The sequence below is a fragment of the Snodgrassella communis genome, from assembly GCF_914768045.1.
Lineage (GTDB): Bacteria > Pseudomonadota > Gammaproteobacteria > Burkholderiales > Neisseriaceae > Snodgrassella > Snodgrassella communis.
In genome coordinates, this window is record NZ_CAJZCD010000001.1 from 405,590 (window position 1) to 426,614 (window position 21,025).

17 protein-coding genes are annotated in these 21,025 nt (G+C 46.8%); 3 read left to right on the forward strand and 14 right to left on the reverse strand.

Going from position 1 to position 21,025, the window contains the following annotated elements; all coding sequences use genetic code 11:
• Positions 1-214: 214 nt before the first annotated feature.
• The 5 genes from MJ761_RS01815 to MJ761_RS01835 all read right to left on the reverse strand — a co-directional run bounded on the left by MJ761_RS01815 (position 215) and on the right by MJ761_RS01835 (position 8,934).
• A complete protein-coding gene (locus MJ761_RS01815; RefSeq protein ID WP_239392837.1) occupies positions 215-991 on the reverse strand; it encodes a DUF3304 domain-containing protein in 777 nt (258 codons plus the stop codon).
• Between the two features lie 391 nt (positions 992-1,382).
• Entirely contained in the window at positions 1,383-2,159 is a 777-nt protein-coding gene (locus MJ761_RS01820; RefSeq protein ID WP_239392838.1) for a DUF3304 domain-containing protein, read from the reverse strand.
• A gap of 390 nt (positions 2,160-2,549) precedes the next feature.
• Positions 2,550-3,326: a DUF3304 domain-containing protein gene (locus MJ761_RS01825; RefSeq protein WP_239392839.1), complete on the reverse strand. Its 777-nt coding sequence runs from the start codon at positions 3,324-3,326 to the stop codon at positions 2,550-2,552.
• 329 nt (positions 3,327-3,655) lie between these two features.
• Complete coding sequence (locus MJ761_RS01830; protein WP_176715096.1) at positions 3,656-7,834, reverse strand: T6SS phospholipase effector Tle1-like catalytic domain-containing protein; 4,179 nt, start codon at positions 7,832-7,834, stop codon at positions 3,656-3,658.
• Between the two features lie 317 nt (positions 7,835-8,151).
• A complete protein-coding gene (locus tag MJ761_RS01835) occupies positions 8,152-8,934 on the reverse strand; it encodes a DUF3304 domain-containing protein (protein ID WP_239392840.1) in 783 nt (260 codons plus the stop codon).
• A 189-nt stretch (positions 8,935-9,123) separates the two neighbouring features.
• Here MJ761_RS01835 and MJ761_RS01840 point away from each other — a divergent pair, with 189 nt between their 5' ends.
• Positions 9,124-9,279, forward strand: coding sequence for a hypothetical protein (locus MJ761_RS01840; RefSeq protein WP_239392841.1), 156 nt, complete (start codon positions 9,124-9,126; stop codon positions 9,277-9,279).
• Between the two features lie 47 nt (positions 9,280-9,326).
• Here the strand turns inward: MJ761_RS01840 and MJ761_RS01845 are convergent, their stop codons facing one another.
• The 5 genes from MJ761_RS01845 to MJ761_RS01865 form a co-directional block, all read right to left on the reverse strand.
• Positions 9,327-10,103, reverse strand: a complete 777-nt coding sequence (locus tag MJ761_RS01845) for a DUF3304 domain-containing protein (RefSeq protein ID WP_239392842.1) — start codon at positions 10,101-10,103, stop codon at positions 9,327-9,329.
• Positions 10,104-10,976: 873 nt separating this feature from the next.
• The gene (gene mqo, locus MJ761_RS01850; RefSeq protein WP_093093257.1) at positions 10,977-12,488 is read right to left on the reverse strand and encodes a malate dehydrogenase (quinone); all 1,512 of its coding nucleotides are present in this window, start codon (positions 12,486-12,488) and stop codon (positions 10,977-10,979) included.
• Positions 12,489-12,848: 360 nt separating this feature from the next.
• The gene (locus tag MJ761_RS01855; protein ID WP_100150369.1) at positions 12,849-13,295 is read right to left on the reverse strand and encodes a hypothetical protein; all 447 of its coding nucleotides are present in this window, start codon (positions 13,293-13,295) and stop codon (positions 12,849-12,851) included.
• Positions 13,296-13,500: 205 nt separating this feature from the next.
• Positions 13,501-15,528 (reverse strand): excinuclease ABC subunit UvrB, encoded by a 2,028-nt coding sequence (uvrB, locus tag MJ761_RS01860; protein ID WP_093093261.1) that lies wholly within the window; start codon positions 15,526-15,528, stop codon positions 13,501-13,503.
• A gap of 211 nt (positions 15,529-15,739) precedes the next feature.
• Positions 15,740-15,940 (reverse strand): hypothetical protein, encoded by a 201-nt coding sequence (locus MJ761_RS01865; protein ID WP_141683446.1) that lies wholly within the window; start codon positions 15,938-15,940, stop codon positions 15,740-15,742.
• Positions 15,941-16,039: 99 nt separating this feature from the next.
• On the opposite strand from MJ761_RS01865, the gene MJ761_RS01870 reads away from it, so the two are divergent.
• Both MJ761_RS01870 and MJ761_RS01875 read left to right on the forward strand, forming a co-directional pair.
• A complete protein-coding gene (locus MJ761_RS01870; protein ID WP_093093263.1) occupies positions 16,040-17,446 on the forward strand; it encodes a KAP family P-loop NTPase fold protein in 1,407 nt (468 codons plus the stop codon).
• Between the two features lie 89 nt (positions 17,447-17,535).
• On the forward strand, positions 17,536-17,733 hold the full coding sequence (locus MJ761_RS01875; protein ID WP_093093265.1) for a hypothetical protein: 198 nt from the start codon (positions 17,536-17,538) through the stop codon (positions 17,731-17,733).
• A 619-nt stretch (positions 17,734-18,352) separates the two neighbouring features.
• On the opposite strand, the gene MJ761_RS01880 is transcribed toward MJ761_RS01875, so the two are convergent.
• From MJ761_RS01880 to MJ761_RS01895, 4 genes are all read right to left on the reverse strand, one after another.
• Positions 18,353-18,592 (reverse strand): amidohydrolase family protein, encoded by a 240-nt coding sequence (locus tag MJ761_RS01880; protein WP_176715097.1) that lies wholly within the window; start codon positions 18,590-18,592, stop codon positions 18,353-18,355.
• 28 nt (positions 18,593-18,620) lie between these two features.
• On the reverse strand, positions 18,621-18,821 hold the full coding sequence (locus MJ761_RS01885; protein WP_476749650.1) for a hypothetical protein: 201 nt from the start codon (positions 18,819-18,821) through the stop codon (positions 18,621-18,623).
• A 133-nt stretch (positions 18,822-18,954) separates the two neighbouring features.
• Positions 18,955-19,119 carry a hypothetical protein gene (locus MJ761_RS01890; protein ID WP_176715100.1) on the reverse strand — a complete coding sequence of 55 codons (165 nt, stop codon included), beginning with the start codon at positions 19,117-19,119 and terminating at the stop codon, positions 18,955-18,957.
• A 20-nt stretch (positions 19,120-19,139) separates the two neighbouring features.
• Positions 19,140-20,408, reverse strand: coding sequence for an MFS transporter (locus tag MJ761_RS01895; protein WP_093093271.1), 1,269 nt, complete (start codon positions 20,406-20,408; stop codon positions 19,140-19,142).
• Positions 20,409-21,025 lie beyond the last annotated feature (617 nt).

Consider the following 21,025-nt stretch of genomic DNA (forward strand, 5'->3'; position numbering starts at 1 on the left):
TGTAGGTAGATATGGAATTATGCTGCGCATTTTGGCTGATTAGCGCCATAATATTGCGTGGTAAGGCTGAAAACAGCTTGAGGCGAAAGCAAAAAAAAACAGCCCGGCAAGCGGGCATGGTGGCAGATTAGAAAGGCAGTATTAATGGCTATTGCTGCTATGGGCTAAGCCGCCGACAAGTATGCTGGCCGCCGAGCGGCCAGCTAGGCGGCGCTTATTTGCTGGGTACAGGCAATTTGCCCTGCTGCTCTAATTCGCGAATATATTCGGGCAAGATTACTTGCGGGATATTTTGGCGTTCTTTCTTTATCGCATCCAGCTTAGCTTTGTTGCGCCGATAATCAGCCATGGATTTAATGATAGGACGCGGGGTGCATAGTTTCTGGCTTTTGGCAAACAGCTTGTAATGCATGGGGGTATCTTTGCCCTCCGCCACCGTACCATAAGTAATATAAAGCTGATTGCAGGCTAAAAAATGGACGGTAATATTCGCTACTTTGCCAAAATCATCTCCGGCAAACGCTGGCGGCGGCGGTAAAGGGATGACTGCGGAGTAGTTTTCGATATATTGTTCTATTGCTCGGCTTTCATTTTGGTCAAAATTTACTCCAGGTAAATTTAGCATTTTTGCATGCCAACCGGGATAAGGCAAAACTGTCCAATAAATCCGCGCGGTCATGCCCGGCTTCCATTTCGCCGGCAGATAGGCTGCGCCACAGGTCGAACCGCCGCCATAGCGTCTTTTACCCACTTCGTAATCATCCACGCCCGGGGTTTTGGGAATACAGCCGCCATTAATCGAACCACCCGACATGTTTTCATAGTTGTATTCGAGCGCCTCTACCGGCGCAGCATAGGATTTGTTTTTGCCGGAGGTAACACCAACAAAGGGCTCAAAGCCACCGCCACATGCGCTTAGGGCGGTGGTGGTGAGCAGTAGGCTGGTTAATTTTGCCAGTTTCGCTAGGGTTGTTGCTGATTGCTCAGTCATAGGTTGCTCCTTTATGCCGGGGAATAGTGGGATTATTTTGTACTAGGCTGGGGGTGATTCTTGGATTAATTCTTTGCTTGCTTTCACTTGCCTGTTGCAGTAGCCGGCTTGTTTGTTTATGTTAATTATATCGCAATATTTTAGTTAGTTATCAATTGGGCGCTGCTGCTTTGGGCGATGTAGGTAAATATGGAATTATGCTGCGCATTTTGGCTGATTAGCGCCATAATATTGCGTGGTAAGGCTGAAAACAGCTTGAGGCGAAAGCAAAAAAACAGCCCGGCAAGCGGGCATGGTGGCAGATTAGAAAGGCAGTATTAATGGCTATTGCTGCTATGGGCTAAGCCGCTGCACAAGTATGCTGGTCGCCGAGCGACCAGCTAGGTGGCGCTTATTTGCCGGGTACAGGCAATTTGCCCTGCTGCTCTAATTCACGAATATATTCGGGCAAGATTACTTGCGGGATATTTTGGCGTTCTTGCTTTATCACATCCAGCTTAGCTTTGTTGCGCCGATAATCAGCCATGGATTTGATTGATGGGCGCGGGGTACATAGTTTCTGGCTTTTGGCAAACAGCTTGTAATGCATAGGGGTATCTTTGCCCTCCGCCACCGTACCATAAGTAATATAAAGCTGATTGCAGGCTAAAAAATGAACGGTAATATTCGCTACTTTGCCAAAATCATCGCCGGCAAATGCTGGCGGTGGCGGTAAAGGGATGACGGCAGAATGGTTTTCATAATATTGTCCAATTATGTTTTTTTCATTTTGATCAAAATTTACTCCAGGAATATTTAGCATACGTGCTTTCCAACCGGGATATGGTAAAACACGCCAATAAATTCGCGCAGTCATGCCCGGCTTCCATTTGGCTGGCAGATAGGCAGCGCCACAGGTGGAACCGCCGCCATAGCGTCTTTTACCCACCTCGTAATCATCTACACCATTAGTGCCGGGAATACAGCCGCCATTAATCGAACCACCCGACATGTTTTCATAGTTGTATTCGAGCGCCTCTACTGGCGCGGCATAGGATTTGTTTTTGCCGGAAGTAACACCAACAAAGGGCTCAAAGCCGCCGCCACATGCGCTTAGGGCAGTGGTGGTGAGCAGTAGGCTGGTTAATTTTGCCAGTTTCGCTAGGGTTGTTGCTGATTGCTCAGTCATAGGTTGCTCCTTTATGCCGGGGAATAGTGGGATTATTTTGTACTAGGCTGGGGGTGATTCTTGGATTAATTCTTTGCTTGCTTTCACTTGCCTGTTGCAGTAGCCGGCTTGTTTGTTTATGTTAATTATATCGCAATATTTTAGTTAGTTATCAATTGGGCGCTGCTACTTTGGGCGATGTAGGTAGATATGGAATTATGCTGCGCATTTTGGCTGATTAGCGCCATAATATTGCGTGGTAAGGCTGAAAACAGCTTGAGGCGAAAGCAAAAAAACAGCCCGGCAAGCGGGCATGGTGGCAGATTAGAAAGGCAGTATTAATGGCTATTGCTGCTATGGGCTAAGCCGCCGACAAGTATGCTGGCCGCTCGGCGGCCAGCTAGGCGGCACTTATTTGCCGGGTACAGGCAATTTGCCCTGCTGCTCTAATTCGCGAATATATTCGGGCAAGATTACTTGCGGGATATTTTGGCGTTCTTGCTTTATTGCATCCAGCTTAGCTTTGTTGCGCCGATAATCAGCCATGGATTTAATGATAGGACGCGGGGTGCATAGTTTCTGGCTTTTGGCAAACAGCTTGTAATGCATGGGGGTATCTTTGCCCTCCGCCACCGTACCATAAGTAATATAAAGCTGATTGCAGGCTAAAAAATGAACGGTAATATTCGCTACTTTGCCAAAATCATCGCCGGCAAATGCTGGCGGTGGCGGTAAAGGGATGACTGCGGAGTAGTTTTCATCATATTGGTCGATTGCAGCTAATTCATTTCTGTCTCTAACTAATCCAGGAACATTTAATACCTTGGCATGCCAGCCAGGGTACGGTAAAACACGCCAATGAATACGCGCGGTCATGCCCGGCTTCCATTTCGCCGGCAGATAGGCAGCACCACAGGTGGAACCGCCACCATAGCGTGTTTTACCCACTTCATAATCATCTACACCATTAGTGCCGGGAATACAGCCGCCATTAATCGAACCACCTGACATGTTTTCATAGTTGTATTCGAGCGCCTCTACCGGCGCAGCATAGGATTTGTTTTTGCCGGAGGTAACACCAACAAAGGGCTCAAAGCCGCCGCCACATGCGCTTAGGGCAGTGGTGGTGAGCAGTAGGCTGGTTAATTTTGCCAGTTTTGGTAAGGTAGTTGCAGATTGGTCAGTCATATATCTCTCTTTTATTTTGTACTCAAGGTGGTAATTAAATTATTTTTATGATGCTGTTTATTGGTTCAGTTTAATTTTTTAATGTTCAGTAGGCACGCCACTGCTGTTTTTGTATTTTCAGCTTATAGCTTCTCCTTAAGGTTTTAATTAGGTATCAATAACTTAATTATAAGCGCTTGTACCGGATGATGCACGTTTTTTTGTGGCCGCCATAGCGGCTGCGGTGTATATATAGCGCGCAGCTAAAATAAAACGCCACGGCATCGGTATGGATGCAATGGCGTTGTGGTGGAAGTCGGCGTTAATGAAACGCGGAATTCAGCTTACTGCTAAATCAGCCAGCTTTGCAATGCTTTTTTTATTAATTCAAGCTTTTGGGGTGAAACCGCCTGTAGCTGTGGCGGGATGTCGCCTGTTTGCAACTGTTGCAGCAGGCGGCGGATTTCCGGCTGGCTGCGGCTGGCGATGTTTTCCGGCAGATACTGGTTGATTTCCAATTGGCCAAGGCCGAGCTGATTTAGGGCTGAGCGGTTTATCTGTTCTACTGCCTGATCGTAGATATCGCCGCTGCTGTTGTGATAAAAGGCCTGCGCCAGGGTTTGCGGCGGCTGTGCACCGTGTTCGAGCAGTGCGGTACTGGTTTCGCTGCTGCGCCTGAGGTTTTGCTGGTACTGGCTAAGCTGTTGGCGAAAATGCGCAGCCAGGCTGTCTTGGCTGATGTCATCCAAGCTGGGCGGCTGTAACAGGCTGGTTTGCGGTATGCCGGCTAGCGGATCGGTATACACTTTCAGCCCCTGCTGGAGCGCGGCCTGAAGCTGCGGCTGATCGATGCTGCCCGCTTTTGCCTGCTGTACGGCAGCTTGCAGTTGTTGCTGATTGTTGCTTACTTTCTCAAGCATTTTACTTAGCTGCTGTGCCTGCTGCTGTATTTGCGGGTCAGATAAGGCCTGCTGATCGAGTTTTCTTTGCTGCTCAAGCAATAGCTCGCGGATTTCATTCAGATTTTTAATGGTTTCATCGCTATTCTGAATTATCTGATCCAAGGTTTTATCGGCAAAGTCTTTGTCTGACCAGCGCTGCTGCTGCGCATATTCGTTTTTAATCTGTTCGAGCGCGGTTTGCATGTCTTTGCTAAACTGGCGCAGCTTTTTCAGGTTGTCGCTGTTGGGCAGGATTTTACCGGTATCGGGGTCGATGGCCAGTGCTTCATAGTCTTTGGTAAGCATGTCCCAAGCGGCTTTATCTGCTGCGGTTACAAACAGCTCGGGATTGTTGAGGCCAATCAGGATGTAGGCCGGATTGCCGTATTTAACCCCCATATAGGCACTGCGGGCAATACCGGCAATACCAACTACGCGCTCAGCCAGTAACACGGGTGACAGCGGCTTATTGGAAAAGCCACCGCTAAATACCAGACGGTGGGCAAAATAGCTGGTAAAAGGCTCGCGGCTGCCGAGCACGGAATCATGCATAAACCAGGCACGGGAGTCGTGGACGTGGTTATCAAACATCTGCACCATATGCGAATAGGTGGCGGAATATTTTTCGGCATGGGTTTTCAGGCGTTGCCGTAGGACTACCCGGTCGCGCATATCGGCCTGAAGGAGGCGCTGCCAGATATCTTTGGCGGCGTTGACAGCCAGATTGGCGCCACGTACATGCTGATAGCGCTGGCGCAGTATGTTGAGCATTGCACCACTAATCAGGGAGCCCTTATCGGCATTCGCCCACAAATCGCCGATTTCCTGCGCCGAAAAATCCCATGGCTGGCGATCTTTATCGCCGGCAGCGCCGGCCGGATGCCGCTGCTCCACAAAGGATTTGGCCAGCGGCGGAATAGGCAGCGGATTGTCTGGTGGCTCCGGTGTTTTAAGCTTGGCCGGATCGGCGCCGAAATACAGGGTATCGCCATTGGTGTGAATATCCTGATATTCGGCGGCCTCGTCATCGTTATTGAGCATATACATGCTGCCGGCAAATACGGTGGAAACCAGAAAACCGGCCGACAGCATGTTTTCCAGATGGAATTCATGCAAATAATCGGCCTTGAATTCTTTGGCGCCTTCGATTAAGTCCCAGCCATCGTTGCCGGCGGAGTAATTTTTGTTGATAATGCCGTCGAGAAATTTGCTGCGCTCAGCTTGGGGAATGCTGTCTAGCCCAGCCTGCTGCCACAGCTCATCATTATCTACTGTGCGTTTATGAGGCAGATTGCCCTTGCTGGCTTCGTTGGCCTCTTTGCGCCCCTGTTCAATCAGCTTGGTGCGACCTTTTTTGGTGTCTTTGTCTTCCTTTTCGGCAAGGCTGCCATCGGCAGTAAGCGATAAGCCCAGATAGTTTGCATAGCCGCCAATACCGGAGCGTACCCAGCGCAGAATGCGGTAGGCAGTGAAATGGTGAATCTGTTTTTGCAGCGCAGTACTGATATTACCGGTTTCCAGCGTTTTTAACCAGCTATTGAAAAGCGCTACTATCTTCGACTGGACATCAAACTCACTTTCAGTATCTTTATTCATAAACTCATAGTTTTTTAACTGAAAGCGCGGATGCTTTTGCATGTCTTTCTTTAATTCCGGATGATCCTGTAATACCTGCAAAGGCATACCATGCTGCCAGCAACGCGCATACATATCGTGCAGGGCAATCTGTGACAGTACATAGCCGGTACCGTAGTTGCTTTTAAACTGCTCGCCGGGCGGATAGCCGCCGCCAATATCGGAGTGTACGCCCGGATAAACGTATTCCTTGAAATTGCCTTTGGGATAGCCGCCATCAATGCAGATGCTATCTACGGAAAAGCTTTTGCGCTGCTCATGGGCAGAGACAAAATGGTAGCAATTTTTAACAAAGCCGGCGCTGCCGGCGCGCTGTAAGGACATGGTACGGTGCGCCCAGGAGCAGTGGCCGGTAACCATGGCCACCAGCGGCGACATGCCCACGGTAGCCACGGTATCAAACAGGCCACACATTTCGATATAGATGGGAATACCAAGCAGCTTAAGCTCAAGCTCCTGGCTGGGCGGCGCGCCAGCGGGGGCAATGGCGGCCTGGCCTTGAGGCGCAGCAGTGGGTGCAGCAGCACTGCTTACTGGGCTGGCAGACGCAGCAGCAGGCTCTTTATCTTTATCTTTATCTTCTGCATTCTGCGCGGCTTCGGCTTGAGCTTGGGCGGCGGCTCGATTGTCCTGCCGCTGCTTGATGCGCTCCTGCGCCTGCTGCTCCTGTAATTGCGCCAACTGGGCGCGGGCGGCGGCGTTTTCGTCGCGGTCGAGCAGGTAGTCAAGCAGCCAGTTGATAAAGGTGCGCGCTTCGGCGGCGCCACGGGAAAAGCCCACCACATACAGCTTGATGGCAATAGGCAAGGGAGTGGAGCTGGGGCGCTGCAAGGTATCCAGAAAACTATCCAACTGCGCTTTGCGCCCAATACGGCTATCCATGCTTTTTATCATTTTCTGCGCAGTGGTTAAAGGCAACTCTTTTTCATTAAATATCTTGCAGATGCCGAGACTGGCACAGATGCGGGTTAAAGCCCAGTTAATGCGCGACTGGCCAAATTTGGCAAAGGCTTCACCGGCCATTCCGGGATTGGCATCGCCAATTTCTTCAAAGCGGGTACCCACGCCCTGAATATAATGCTTAAACCAGCCCTTTTCAATCATTTCGGCATTACGATTATTTTCACCCGGCAGTCCGCCAGCACCCATGCAGGCATGAAACAGGCGCGCCACATTAGTGGTGCGCGGATAGGTATAAGGCGCTATCAGCTTGGCCTGCTGGGCGGCGGCGTGCTGAAGTGCGTCTAATTGCTCAGTGCTAGGTGGGGTAGCTCCGGAAACGGTACTATCGGCTTTTTCGTTGTTATTGGTACCATCAAAAAAGAAGCTGATTTTGAGGGTTTTCTGGCAGGGCTTGGCCTTGGTGCGGTCGACACAGAGGTTATCTTTGCGGTTTTGCTGAATACTGTTGATGGATGCAGGCAAGCGGCCACCAGCGGCGGTGGGAAATTCATCCGGCTTGAGTATGCCAGGCCACTGAAATTCAATTGGTTTAATGGCTGGCATATATGGCGCGGCCAGCTCTTTAAGTTTGTCGCCCAGCGTGGGTACTGGGGGCAACGCTGGTAAATCGGGTACTGGCGGCGCAGTGATGCCGGATGGCTTATTGCCAGCGGGCGCTTTACCCTGCTGTTTGCCAGCTGATGGCCGGCTGGGCTGCTTAGGCGCGGGCTTTTTTTTGCCCGAGGCTGGTTTTTTGGGGCTGGCAGCGGGAGCGCGATTGGCGGCATTGGCGTCCTGAGCATTGTCGTAAATGCCATAATCATTCTGCTCTACTTGATGGCCGGCGGTAATGCCATCAAGACTGATGGTGTGGTTATGCGGATTATTGGGCGTAGACTTAGGTCTGGCTGCCGGTTTGTCGGCAGGTGCGCCCGATTTGGTATCTGCTGCCGGTTTATCTCCGGCGGCCGGTGATACTGGTTGCTTGTTATTATCATCTTGTTCAGCCATGGCGAGCTTCCTCTTTAAACTCATTTATGGGTGGCGGGCAGCCGGTAAACGCTATAGCAACGGCTACCGATGCCGCAAATATGGCAGGCAATGCGCAGTTTTGTGGTATAGCTTGCTATCTACAGCGCACGCCTGCCCGTGGGATTTCAGCCAGATATGGCTGTGCTGTTCCCAAGTGTTATGCATTGTAATATTAACACATTTAATACAAAGTCTGTGTTTTTATTTACATACGTGTATACATATCGGGTATTGCGCAGCCATAGCGACCGTACCGGCAATATAACGGTACGGCCACGGCAATAAAGAGGAATAGCTTATTTGCCGGGTACGGGCAATTTGCCCTGCTGCTCTAATTCGCGAATATATTCGGGCAAGATTACTTGCGGGATATTTTGGCGTTCTTGCTTTATCGCATCCAGCTTAGCTTTGTTGCGCCGATAATCAGCCATGGATTTAATGATAGGGCGCGGGGTGCATAGTTTCTGGCTTTTGGCAAACAGTTCAAATTGTTTTTTCACTGATTCGCGTGAATCATCTTCCATAGTGCCATAATCAATGTATAGCTGATTACAGGCGAGAAAATGGACGGTAATATTACTTACCTGCCCAAAATCATCGCCCATTGATGCTGGCGGTGGTGGTAAAGGGATGACGGCAGAATGGTTTTCATAATATTGTCCAATTATGTTTTTTTCATTTTGATCAAAATTTACTCCAGGAATATTTAGCATACGTGCTTTCCAACCGGGATATGGTAAAACACGCCAATGAATACGCGCGGTCATGCCCGGCTTCCATTTCGCCGGCAGATAGGCTGCGCCACAGGTGGAACCGCCGCCATAGCGTCTTTTACCCACTTCATAATCATCCACGCCCGGGGTTTTGGGAATACAGCCGCCATTAATCGAACCACCCGACATGTTTTCATAGTTGTATTCGAGCGCCTCTACCGGCGCAGCATAGGATTTGTTTTTGCCGGAGGTAACACCAACAAAGGGCTCAAAGCCGCCGCCACATGCGCTTAGGGCAGTGGTGGTGAGTAGTAGGCTGGTTAATTTCGCCAGTTTCGCTAAGGTTGTTGCTGATTGTTCAATCATAAGTTGCTCCTTTATGCCGGGGAATAGTGGGATTATTTTGTACTAGGCTGGGGGTGATTCTTGGATTAATTCTTCGCTTGCTTTCACTTGCCTGTTGCAGTAGCCGGCTTGTTTATTTATGTTAATTATATCGCAATATTTTAGTTAGTTATCAATTGGGCGCTGCTGCTTTGGGCGATGTAGGTAGATATGGAATTATGCTGCGCATTTTGGCTGATTGGCGCCATAATATTGCGCGGTAAGGCTGAAAACAGCTTGAGACGAAAGCAAAAAAAACAGCCCAGCAAGCGGGCATGGTGGCAGATTAGAAAGGCAGTATTAATGGCTATTGCTGCTATGGGCTAAGCCGCTGCACAAGTATGCTGGCCGCCAAGCGGCCAACTAGGCGGCGCTTATTTGCTGGGTACAGGCAATTTGCCCTGCTGCTCTAATTCACGAATATATTCGGGCAAGATTACTTGCGGGATATTTTGGCGTTCTTGCTTTATCGCATCCAGCTTGGCTTTGTTGCGCCGATAATCAGCCATGGATTTAATGATAGGACGCGGAGTGCACAGTTTCTGGCTTTTGGCAAACAGCTTGTAATGCATAGGGGTATCTTTGCCCTCCGCCACCGTACCATAAGTAATATAAAGCTGATTGCAGGCGAGAAAATGGACGGTAATATTACTTACCTGCCCAAAATCATCGCCCATTGATGCTGGCGGTGGTGGTAAAGGGATGACTGCGGAGTAGTTTTCATCATACTGGTCAATAATAGCCACTTCGTTGCGATCTCTGACCATACCGGGAACATTCAATCCTCTGGCATGCCAGCCAGGATACGGTAAAACACGCCAATGAATACGCGCAGTCATGCCCGGCTTCCATTTCGCCGGCAGATAGGCTGCGCCACAGGTGGAACCGCCGCCATAGCGTGTTTTACCCACTTCGTAATCATCCACGCCCGGGGTTTTGGGAATACAGCCGCCATTAATCGAACCACCCGACATGTTTTCATAGTTGTATTCGAGCGCCTCTACCGGCGCGGCATAGGATTTGTTTTTGCCGGAGGTAACACCAACAAAGGGCTCAAAGCCGCCGCCACATGCGCTTAGGGCGGTGGTGGTGAGCAGTAGGCTGGTTAATTTCGCCAGTTTCGCTAGGGTTGTTGCTGATTGCTCAGTCATAAGTTGCTCCTTTATGCCGGGGAATAGTGAGATTATTTTGTACTAGGCTGGGGGTAGTTCTTGGATTAATTCTTTGCTTGCTTTCACTTGCCTATTGCAGTAGCCGGCTTGTTTGTTTATGTTAATTATATCGCAATATTTTAGTTAGTTATCAATTGGGCGCTGCTGCTTTGGGCGATGTAGGTAGATATGGAATTATGCTGCGCATTTTGGCTGATTAGCGCCATAATATTGCGTGGTAAGGCTGAAAACAGCTTGAGGCGAAAGCAAAAAAACAGCCCGGCAAGCGGGCATGGTGGCAGATTAGAAAGGCAGTATTAATGGCTATTGCTGCTATGGGCTAAGCCGCTGCACAAGTATGCTGGCCGCCGAGCGACCAGCTAGGCGGCGCTTATTTGCTGGGTACAGGCAATTTGCCCTGCTGCTCTAATTCACGAATATATTCGGGCAAGATTACTTGCGGGATATTTTGGCGTTCTTTCTTTATTGCATCCAGCTTGGCTTTGTTGCGCCGATAAAAAGATAGCGCCGTGATATCTACTATTAGATATCACGGCGCTAGTTATTATATTAATTATAGATATAGTTTTGTGTGTCTATGTTGTTTATTTTCAAAGTATATTAAACATGATTAATGTTTATGGCAAGTATATTTTTTCTATTTTAGGCTTTGGTGGTGAATGATAAGCAATTGTGTTGGATAGCTACTACATCTGTTGGTTATGCATCAGGTGCAAGGGTGTTAATCGATGAAAATTAATGCTTTTTTGTTGGCATGGGTGGGTGGCTATTCTGGCCAAGATAAAAAAAACCAAATTCGATGAGAATTTGGTAAGGCAGGTTATGGCAGGGTAATGACTTTTATGTGTGGACTTACTGCTTGTCTGTTTGTTTGCTGGGTGTTTGTAAACAGAGCGATTTTATTGTCCAGTCACGCACATGCTGTACGAGTGCGGGGTTATGTTCGAGCTTCTGGCCGTAGCTGGGTATCCATCGGCGCAGTGTGGGCGCCCATTCGTTGCTGACTTTGCCGGGGAAACACTGTTCGAGCAGCTCGAGCATGATGGATACGGAGGTGGAGGCTCCGGGGGAGGCACCTAATAAAGCAGCCAGTGAGCCGTCTGCGGATTTGACCAGTTCGGTACCAAATTGGAGTACGCCACCTTTTTGGGAATCTTGTTTTATTACCTGCACGCGATTGCCTGCAACAGCCAGATGCCAGTCTTCATCCCGTGCTTCGGGATAGAAGGTGCGTAATTCTTGCATGCGGTCGGCAAAGCTTAATCTGACCTGCTGAATCAGGTAGTGCTCAAGGGCGAAGTTGTGTACGCCTGCGGTGAGCATGGGGCGGATATTGGCAAGGTTGAGGGTTCTGAATAAATCCTGAAAGGAACCATGTTTGAGAAATTTGGTGGTGAAGCCGGCAAAGGGGCCGAACAGTAAGGCGTCTTCGCCGTTGATGACTCGTTTATCCAGATGAGGCACGCTCATGGGCGGGGCACCAACTGAGGCTTTACCATAGACTTTGGCATTGTGCTGTTTGACGATATCGGGATTTTTACACACCAGCCACTGGCCGGATACGGGGAAACCACCATAGCCTTTACCGGCTTGGATACCGCTTTTTTGTAACAGATGCAGGGAGCCTCCGCCGGCGCCGATAAAGACGAAACGGGCTGATACTTGTTGATGTGTGCCGTCTATCAGGTTTTTGATGGAAAGATGCCAGCGGCCATTGTGTTGTTTGAGGTCGATAATTTCATGTTGCAGATGTAGCTGGCAGCCGTGGTTGGTAAGGTTGTTGATGAGGATGCGGCTTAGGGCGCCATAGTTGACGTCGGTACCAAGGTCTGACCAAGTAACGGCTATGGGTTCGCTGGTGTTACGTCCCTGCATCATCAGGGGTACCCATTGGCTAATCTGGTCTCTGTCTTCGGTATAAAGCATGTCCTGAAACAGGCGGTATTGCTGCAAGGCAGCATAGCGTTTGCGTAGAAAGGCAACGTCTGCCTCTCCGCGTACTAAACTCATGTGGGGCACGCTGCGGATGAATTCGCGGGGGTCGGCAATCATGCCAGCATCAACAAGTGATGCCCAAAACTGTTTGGACAATTCAAACTGTTCGATAATTTTGATGGCTTTGGATACTTCGATGGCGCCATCTTTCAACTGTGGTGTGTAGTTGAGTTCGCACAGGGCTGAATGGCCGGTGCCGGCGTTGTTCCATGCATCAGAACTTTCGGTGGCCACATCGGCGAGACGTTCGTAGATGTGGATCTGCCAGTTTGGCTGTAACCCTCTCAGAAATGTTCCCAATGTTGCGCTCATGATACCGGCGCCGATTAATACTACGTCTGCGGAGCTATCGCTATTGGTGTTTTTCATAACGCAAACTCTTCTCTCTTCTTTTCAGGCTGTGCTGATTAAGTGTTTATCTGGTTGTACGCACAAGGAACATGCAGTATTGGTGTGATTTATGTGTTTTTGACTTAAATCATTGACAATAATATGGGCTTAATTTAAGCACTTTTGTTTGCCGGCAGCAATAGCTAAATAGGATTTATGCCAAGCTGAAATGGTTGATTAAATAACAGCTAATTGATTATTCGATTGATTTTATATATGACAAGGCTATTTTAGGGTAGCTGTGGATGATTGTAGCTGTGTTGTTGTGGTTTTAGTTTGCCATGTTAATACAATTATTTATCGAATAAGCAAATTAAAGACAATGGAATGTACGGGTGGTTAATGCTCTGGTGCCTGTGACTTTGGCCGGGCAAAATACAGGGTTACGAGGGCAACGGCCAGTACGTTAGGCAGTATCACTAGCCAGTCCGCCGGCCATGTCGATAAAAATAAGCCTTGTAACAGTGCGCATAGTAAGGCAACGATGGCGGCGCCAATGCTGATAAGATAGCGTGGCTGTTTGTGAATAATATAACAACTGAATATGGCGGCCAGTAGTGAGGGGATGGTGTTATAAAACCAAGTCACTATCAGTATAAATAATATGAATCTGAAATCGTCTTGAGTGGGCAGGCTAAGTTGGCTAAATGGCACGCCGCTGTTAGCGAACCAGCAGAATATTAGGATGTAGAATACGCAAGTAGTGACGATGCTGGCTATGGTTTGTAGGATAAGTTTTGGTAGTCGTGCTAATGCCGATGGCTGATGTGTGTGCGGGTGTTGCATGGTGCTGTCCCCTGTTGGCTGGCTGTGCGCAGTTGTTAGGTTGCATGCGGACATGCGGTTGTTGTTTTGAGTATACTTGAAATAGCGGTATGGAGGGGGTAATTTACGCTGTGCAGTTTGTATGCCGATTTGGTGACAACTGTTGTGTTTTGACTACCGGCAAGATGGGCGGTGAGCTGTTGTGCCGGTAGTCAATTCTGGCTGCTTAAGTTTCGCTGGCACCAAACAGCAGGTTTTCTTTGATGGCGCGGATTTTGTCGCGAATCTGGGCGGCTTCTTCAAACTGTAAATCACGCGCAGCAGCCTGCATGGCTTTTTCAAGTTTGGCGATTTCTTTTACGGCATCGTCTTCGTTGTGGATTTCGCCTACTTTGAGCTTGCTGCGACCACGTCCTTTGCTACCGTTTTCGTCGTGATAAACGCCATCGATAAGGTCGCGTACCTGTTTTTTGATTTGCTGCGGTACGATGCCATGTTCGGTATTGAAGGCTATCTGGCGGGCGCGGCGCCGCTCGGTTTCATCAATTGCGGCTTTCATGGAATCGGTGATTTTGTCGGCATACAGTATGGCTTTGCCGTTTACGTTGCGTGCAGCGCGGCCGATGGTTTGTATCAGGCTGCGATGGCTGCGCAGAAAGCCTTCTTTGTCGGCATCAAGTATGGCCACCAGTGAGACTTCGGGAATATCCAGCCCTTCCCGCAGCAGGTTGATGCCGACAAGTACATCAAACAGACCAAGGCGCAGGTCACGGATGATTTCTACGCGCTCTACGGTGTCGATGTCGCTGTGCAGGTAGCGCACTTTTACGCCAAGCTCGGCATAGTAATCGGTGAGCTGTTCGGCCATGCGTTTGGTGAGGGTGGTAACGAGTACACGCTCACCCTGCTGGCGACGGATATTGATTTCAGACAGTAAGTCATCTACCTGTGTGGCCACGGGGCGGATGATGATTTCCGGATCAATCAGGCCGGTGGGGCGCACTACCTGCTCCACTACTTGTCCGGCATGTTCTTCTTCGTATTTGGCCGGTGTGGCAGATACGAAGATGGTTTGTGGCATAACGCGTTCAAATTCATGGAATTTTAACGGGCGATTATCGCGAGCAGATGGCAGGCGAAAGCCGTAATCCACCAGATTCTGCTTGCGTGAGGCATCGCCCTTGTACATGCCGCCAATCTGGCTGACGGTAACGTGGCTTTCGTCGATAAACATGAGGGCGTTTTTGGGCAGGTAATCCATTAAGGTAGGTGGCGGTTCGCCCTCCGGCTTACCGGAAAAGTGGCGTGAGTAGTTTTCAATGCCTTTGCAAAAGCCCATTTCGTAAAGCATTTCCAGATCAAAGCGGGTGCGCTGTTCGATGCGCTGGGCTTCTACCAGCCGCCCTTCATGGGTAAACCATTTGATGCGGTCGCCCAGTTCTTGCTTGATGTGCTCACAGGCGCGCAAAACGGTGTCGCGCGGGGTAACGTAGTGGCTGGACGGGAATACGGTATAGCGGCCAACGCGCTGTTGCAGGCTGCCGGATATGGGGTCGAATAATTGCATGCGGTCGACTTCGTCGTCAAACAGGCTAACACGCAAGGCCAGCTCGGAGCTTTCAGCGGGAAAGATATCAATCACGTCACCGCGCACGCGAAAGGAGCCACGGGCAAAGTCGATATCACCACGTTCATACTGCATGGCTACCAGTCTGGCGATGATGTCGCGCTGGTCGATTTTCTGCCCTTCTTTCAGGTGCAGAATCATTTGATGGTATTCGTTGGGGTCGCCAATACCGTAGATTGCCGATACGGTAGCCACTATGATTACGTCCTGCCGCTGCATCAGGCTTTTGGTGGCGCTCAGGCGCATCTGTTCGATATGTTCGTTTATGGCTGAGTCTTTTTCGATAAACAGGTCACGGCTGGGTACGTAGGCTTCCGGCTGATAGTAATCATAGTAGGAAACAAAATACTCAACGGCGTTTTCTGGAAAAAATTCACGCATCTCTGCATATAGCTGTGCGGCCAGTGTTTTGTTATGTGCCATGATGATGGCCGGCCGGCCACTCTGGGCAATGACGTTGGCCATGGTAAAAGTTTTACCCGAACCGGTAACGCCGAGCAGGGTCTGGCTGGCCAGTCCGTCTTCCAGTCCTTCCAGCAATCCTTGAATTGCTGTAGGTTGGTCACCAGCCGGCGGAAACGGCTGATGCAGTTTAAACACACTACCGGGATACTGAATAACATCCATAAGTTTGTAACCTGAAAATAAATTCAACCCAAGAAAAATAACTGTGGTTAAAACAGTTAAAACCGCGCTGGGCGGTTTATGTTACACATAAGGCCAGTATGGACAAAAAGCAAGTTTGTCTGCTGGCTTTATAGCGCAATCAGGGGCTAAATGCGCGGCTGCAACCAGACTTTACTTTTGCCATACCTTTACTTACAAATCAGCTTGTTATTTAGAAAGGGAATATTCGGCAGGGGCTGGATGGTTCTTTCTTTTCTGGGTTAATACTGTTGCCCGACTGTTGGGGGTTTAATGGCGTATGGATAATATTTAATGGCCAGTTAATACTTGGGTGTGTGTATTTGTGCCACAAAACCGGCTGACTAGTATGTTTTGCGCCAATTTTCTGTGATTCACCAGATATCTCTGCCATTTTTAATGCCATAAACCATTATAATGGCGCAATAATTAGATAAAGCAAAATGGCCGGTGATTAATAGCCGGCCATTAGTATACAGGGAATAAGCAGATTATGAGTAAACTCAGCCTGAAGAAATGCCAGCAAATAGAAATTGATGCCGCTGATCCGTTTAAAAATGATGTGCTGAATAGAAAAGCCAATGTTGAAATTCTGACCCAATTTATTACCAGCTATGAGCAATCGATTGTGCTGTGTATTGATGCTGGCTGGGGACAGGGTAAAACCACTTTTATTAAGATGTGGCAGCAATCTTTGAAAAATCTGGATATTCCGACTATTTATTTTAATGCGTGGGAAAGTGATTATACGGATGATGCGCTGATTGCGTTGATTGGGGAAATTGGTTTATCCATACAGGAACTAACGGGTGAAGATAAAACAACTGCAGAAAAAATAATTGGGCGTATTTATAAATTTGCAGCCAATTTTACTAAAGCCGCCGCCCCTACTATGGCCAATCTGGGCATTAAAGCAGCTAGTGGCGGCTTAATCAGTGCCGATGAAATATCTACAGCATTTGGTAATCTAAGCGAATCACTGGTAAAAGAACAGATTACTAAATACGAAGAATCACGCAAGACACTGGGCAGCTTCAAAGAGGCTTTAAGCGAGCTGGCTCGCTGTTATGCAGATGGTGACGCTCACAAGCCACTGGTGATTTTTATTGATGAGCTGGATCGCTGCCGTCCTAATTTTGCTATTGAGGTACTGGAAAAGGCCAAACATCTGTTTAATGTGGATAATATTATTTTTGTGCTGGCTACGGATAAAACCCAGCTAGGCCATTCTATCAGGGCTGTGTATGGGCAGGGGCTGGATGTTAATGGATATTTGCGTCGGTTTATTGATTTTGATTATTTGTTACCTAGCCCAGTTAAATCTGATTTCATTATTAGTTTAGCTAAACAATTAGGACTTAGTGAAGATTTAAATATAAAGCTACCTTATCATAATTACACTCTTCTAAATTTATTAAAAGATATTACTCATCTATATAAATTAACATTAAGAGAGCAAGAAGCTCTTTGTAATATTCTTAATATTATAGTGAGGACTAACAATCACCTTACAAAAGAAGAATATACTCTGCTATTCTTGCTGATTATACTCAAATTAAAGTTTCCAGATTTATATAAAAGTTTGAATAGATATAATACAAGCAAATTTATTTCTAATGTATTAGAAAATATCAATTCACAATATTCCAGTGATACTGATAACGATATTTATTATTTTGAATTTTTAGAATGTATGCTTTTAAGTGTTATCAGGCCAGCTTCACAATTCTCTTATGAAGAAACAATTAACGATTATGTTAGGAAATACAATTTCAATGATGTTAAAAAACAAAAATTAATACATAGTTTTGATATGGTTAAAGGATTTGAAATCACTATACAGGACTTATTAATAATAAAAAATGCTATTGAAATTTCGTCTTCATTCAGGCTTAACTGAACTATCTGACTAATATTATTTATCTAAATGATACTTGATAGTTTTATAGGCTAATTGCGTGTATACATGCTGGAAAAAGCTGGTGATACATGAATCCGGCAGAGAATTTGCTGATGGCTTTGACTTATGCTGCTCCACAAAACTATTTACGCTTTTGTGGTTGTAGCATTTATATCCCAGAAATCAGAAATTTGGTTACTACTTGCTACTGGCTGGGTTGTTCATCTCAATCAATAAACCGCCCGCAAGGCGGTTTGTGGGTTTGTTTTGGTGTACGCTTGGAATAATCAGGCAGTTTGTCATCATCGGCACTGCTGGGCAGCCGATTTTGATGCTTTTGATGCTTTTGAGGCTGTTGTTAATGGCTGTTTCGTTATTGAATCTAGACTGCTGGCTCTTGGGTTAATGCCGATCTCCTGTGTGTACATTTCTTTTAAGCGGCTGATATTGTTACCGGTAGGCATTATTCAGATGTGCTTTAGCTATGCCGTTTAAGAAAGCGGAGCTGATTATTGGCGGTGGATGGCAAGGCATTTATGCGATGCTTTGCACAGGCAGGTTTGCGGTATTTGAAGCTGCAAATTTATAGGCTGGTTTGTTGATATCACTCTTTTTGCTTTGCTTGGCTATATTGCTGCTAACTTGCTTTATCACAGTCGCGATATTCTGTGCGTTATGGCGTGCGGATTCTGAACGCTAAATTTTTGGTTATTAATTTCCAGCTATTAGCAGTCTGGTTATTTACCCGGATATTGGTATCTGCTTATGCATGATAGTTTTCAGGTATAACCGTCAACGCCGGTAAGTTGGCTGCCGCTTTTTCCTATTCAGTTTACCGTTAGTATGCAGATTCACGTGGGCGATACGTTGTGTAATCCATGTTGGGTAATGTCGCCGACACTGCTACTAAGCAAAATTTTGGATAAATCTGAACAGTTTTGCTGGTGTATCCCACAATAAGGCTGGTGCCAGTTGTTTATCTTGTAACTGTATATTTAATTGGGTAATCAGATACTCGGGGTTAATTTGTTGTTCGTACTGGGTGTGCGGCCAGTCACTGCTCCACATCAGGCGGTGGCTGCCGAAATTTTCAAGTAATAAAGGGATGGCGGCGGCAAAAAATTTATGCGTCGGCGGCGGCAGCACTGATGCGGTATAGCGCGGAAAGTTTGCACTACACCATTCCGCTATGTCCCCATTGCAATAGCTGCTGCAAACTGTTATCACGAGCGGGTACGCTATCCGCGGGCCGGCCGAAGTGGTCGATTACTACGCGGATTCGGTGTTTGAGCAAGGTGGTAATCATGGCGTCTGGTTTGTTACTGCGCCAATGCAGTTGCACATGCCTGTTAAGGGTTTTGATTTTGGCGAGCAGGTTTTGCTATGAAGCCGATTGCCGCTCAGGTAGTGTGCCGTTTATAACGTTCAGGCGTGTGCCCACGATGCCTGCCCTACTCTTTGCTTGCCGCTCAGGCTGGGAAGTTGTGGGATAGATACAGGCTACGCCATTAAGACGGGGCATGGCCTGTACAATGGGTACAGCCGATATCGTGCCGATGAAACAGATAGTCTGCTACTGATGTATTTTGTGCTGGTGTATGGCGCCGGCCGGCTACTTTGGTGAAAACCAAATTAAATACATGCGTATAGCGACCAGTTCTACCACTTGTCACTTGTTTTTTCTTTCTTGTTTTTATTTATCAGAAATCTGACCATCTGGATTAATTTGGTTTAAATCACGTCCTTTGGTTTCCGGTAGCATTAAGACGCTAATCACTACAATTGAGTAAGCCCAGCTGGTATAGATGCCAATAGATGAACCCAGAGACATGGATGCACTCATGTTTGCCACCAGAAATGGAAATATTAAGGATAGAATACGACCGAAGTTGTAACAAAAACCGACACCGGAACCACGACATTGCTGTGGATAGAGTTCATTAAACAATGCACCAAGGCTGGCGGGGATACCGGCAGCAAAAAATCCCAGTGGAAAGCCAAGAAACAATATCTGGGTATTGGTTAGGGGAACAAGCAGGTAAATGCGTACGGTGATAACGCAGCAGATAGCAAACAAGACAATATTAAAACGTCTGCCGATTTTATCAAGCAGGACAGAGCTGGCCATACAGCCACACCAGAAGGCAAATATAATCACTGCCAGATAGAGGCTGGAATTAAGCATGGAAAGGTTGCATTCTTTTGTCAGGTAGGTAGGCAACCATGACATGATGCTATAATAGCCGCCATGTGCGCCAAAACCTATTAAACCTCCGAGTAAGGTGTTGCGAATCAGTGAGGGTGAAAAAATACCGAACATTGCTTGGGCTATGGATTGTTTATCTTGGGTTTTCTGTACTGCTACTATTTGTTTTTCTGGTTCCTGTACATGCCTGCATATATAAAAGATTAATAATGACGGCAGTAAGCCTACAGCAAACATAATACGCCAAGCGATATTTTCTGGTACCAGACTTAAGACTACGGAAAACAGTAAGATTGATAATCCCCATCCTACTGCCCAAGCGCCCTGCACTATCGCCATGACTTTACCGCGATACTGGCTGGAAGTGGTTTCTGCCATGAGTACGGCACCTGCCGCCCATTCGCCTCCGATACCAAAACCCTGTAAAGCTTTCAACACTAATAACCAGTAGTAATCCGTTACAAATGCAGCCATAAATGTAAAAATTGCAAACCATATAATCATGATTTGCAATGTTTTTACGCGTCCATACTGGTCGGAAAGGGCGCCGGCGAACCAGCCGCCCAAGGCCGACGTGACCAGCGTGGTACTATTGAGTAGTCCGGCCTGCTCTTCGCTGATGGCAAAATAGACAAGCAGTAATGGAATAGCTAAACCAAATATTTGATTTTCCAGCGCATCCAGTGCCCAGCCATTAAAGCAGGCCAAAAAGGTTTTTTTCTCATTTCTTGATGCCTCTTGATACCACGTAAACATAAAAGTTCTCTTTCTTTATCTATTTTTGAGCTTGTATATTTTTAATTTAGTTGCTGCTGAATAAAGTTTTAGTACTTTAGGGCTTTAATTTACTCTCAACAGGCATTTACTGCTATTAGAAAAGCTTTATTTAGCTAATTTAAAATGAAGTAGCTAAGCTATTAATATTTTAATTTTTAAAATCAGTAATTTATTAATTACCAAATTTTATACATGTGTTTACTATTTCAAACAGATTTTACTATATATGATGATGTTGTTAGTTAATTATTAGTCAATAATAACGGTATCCGGTAAATAGTTATTTTAATCTTTATTTTGTTATTAATTAAATTTATTAATAAATAAAATATTTTAAATAGTATAGAATTGATAATTGTATTTTAGATTTTGATAAAAAGTGGTTACAACTATTATGATTTAAGAATAAAGTAAGCTGGGTTATCGCATTTTACATTAGTTATTACTGAAATATGGTTTGTGCAAAGCTGTTATTTTGCCATATTGATTATCAATATGAGATTAATGTATTCGAAGTATAATTAAACTATCTGTTGTACAGCAGAGTATGGGCTAGGTCTATTATCTGCACGCAAGTTGTAGCTGGATGTTGTTTG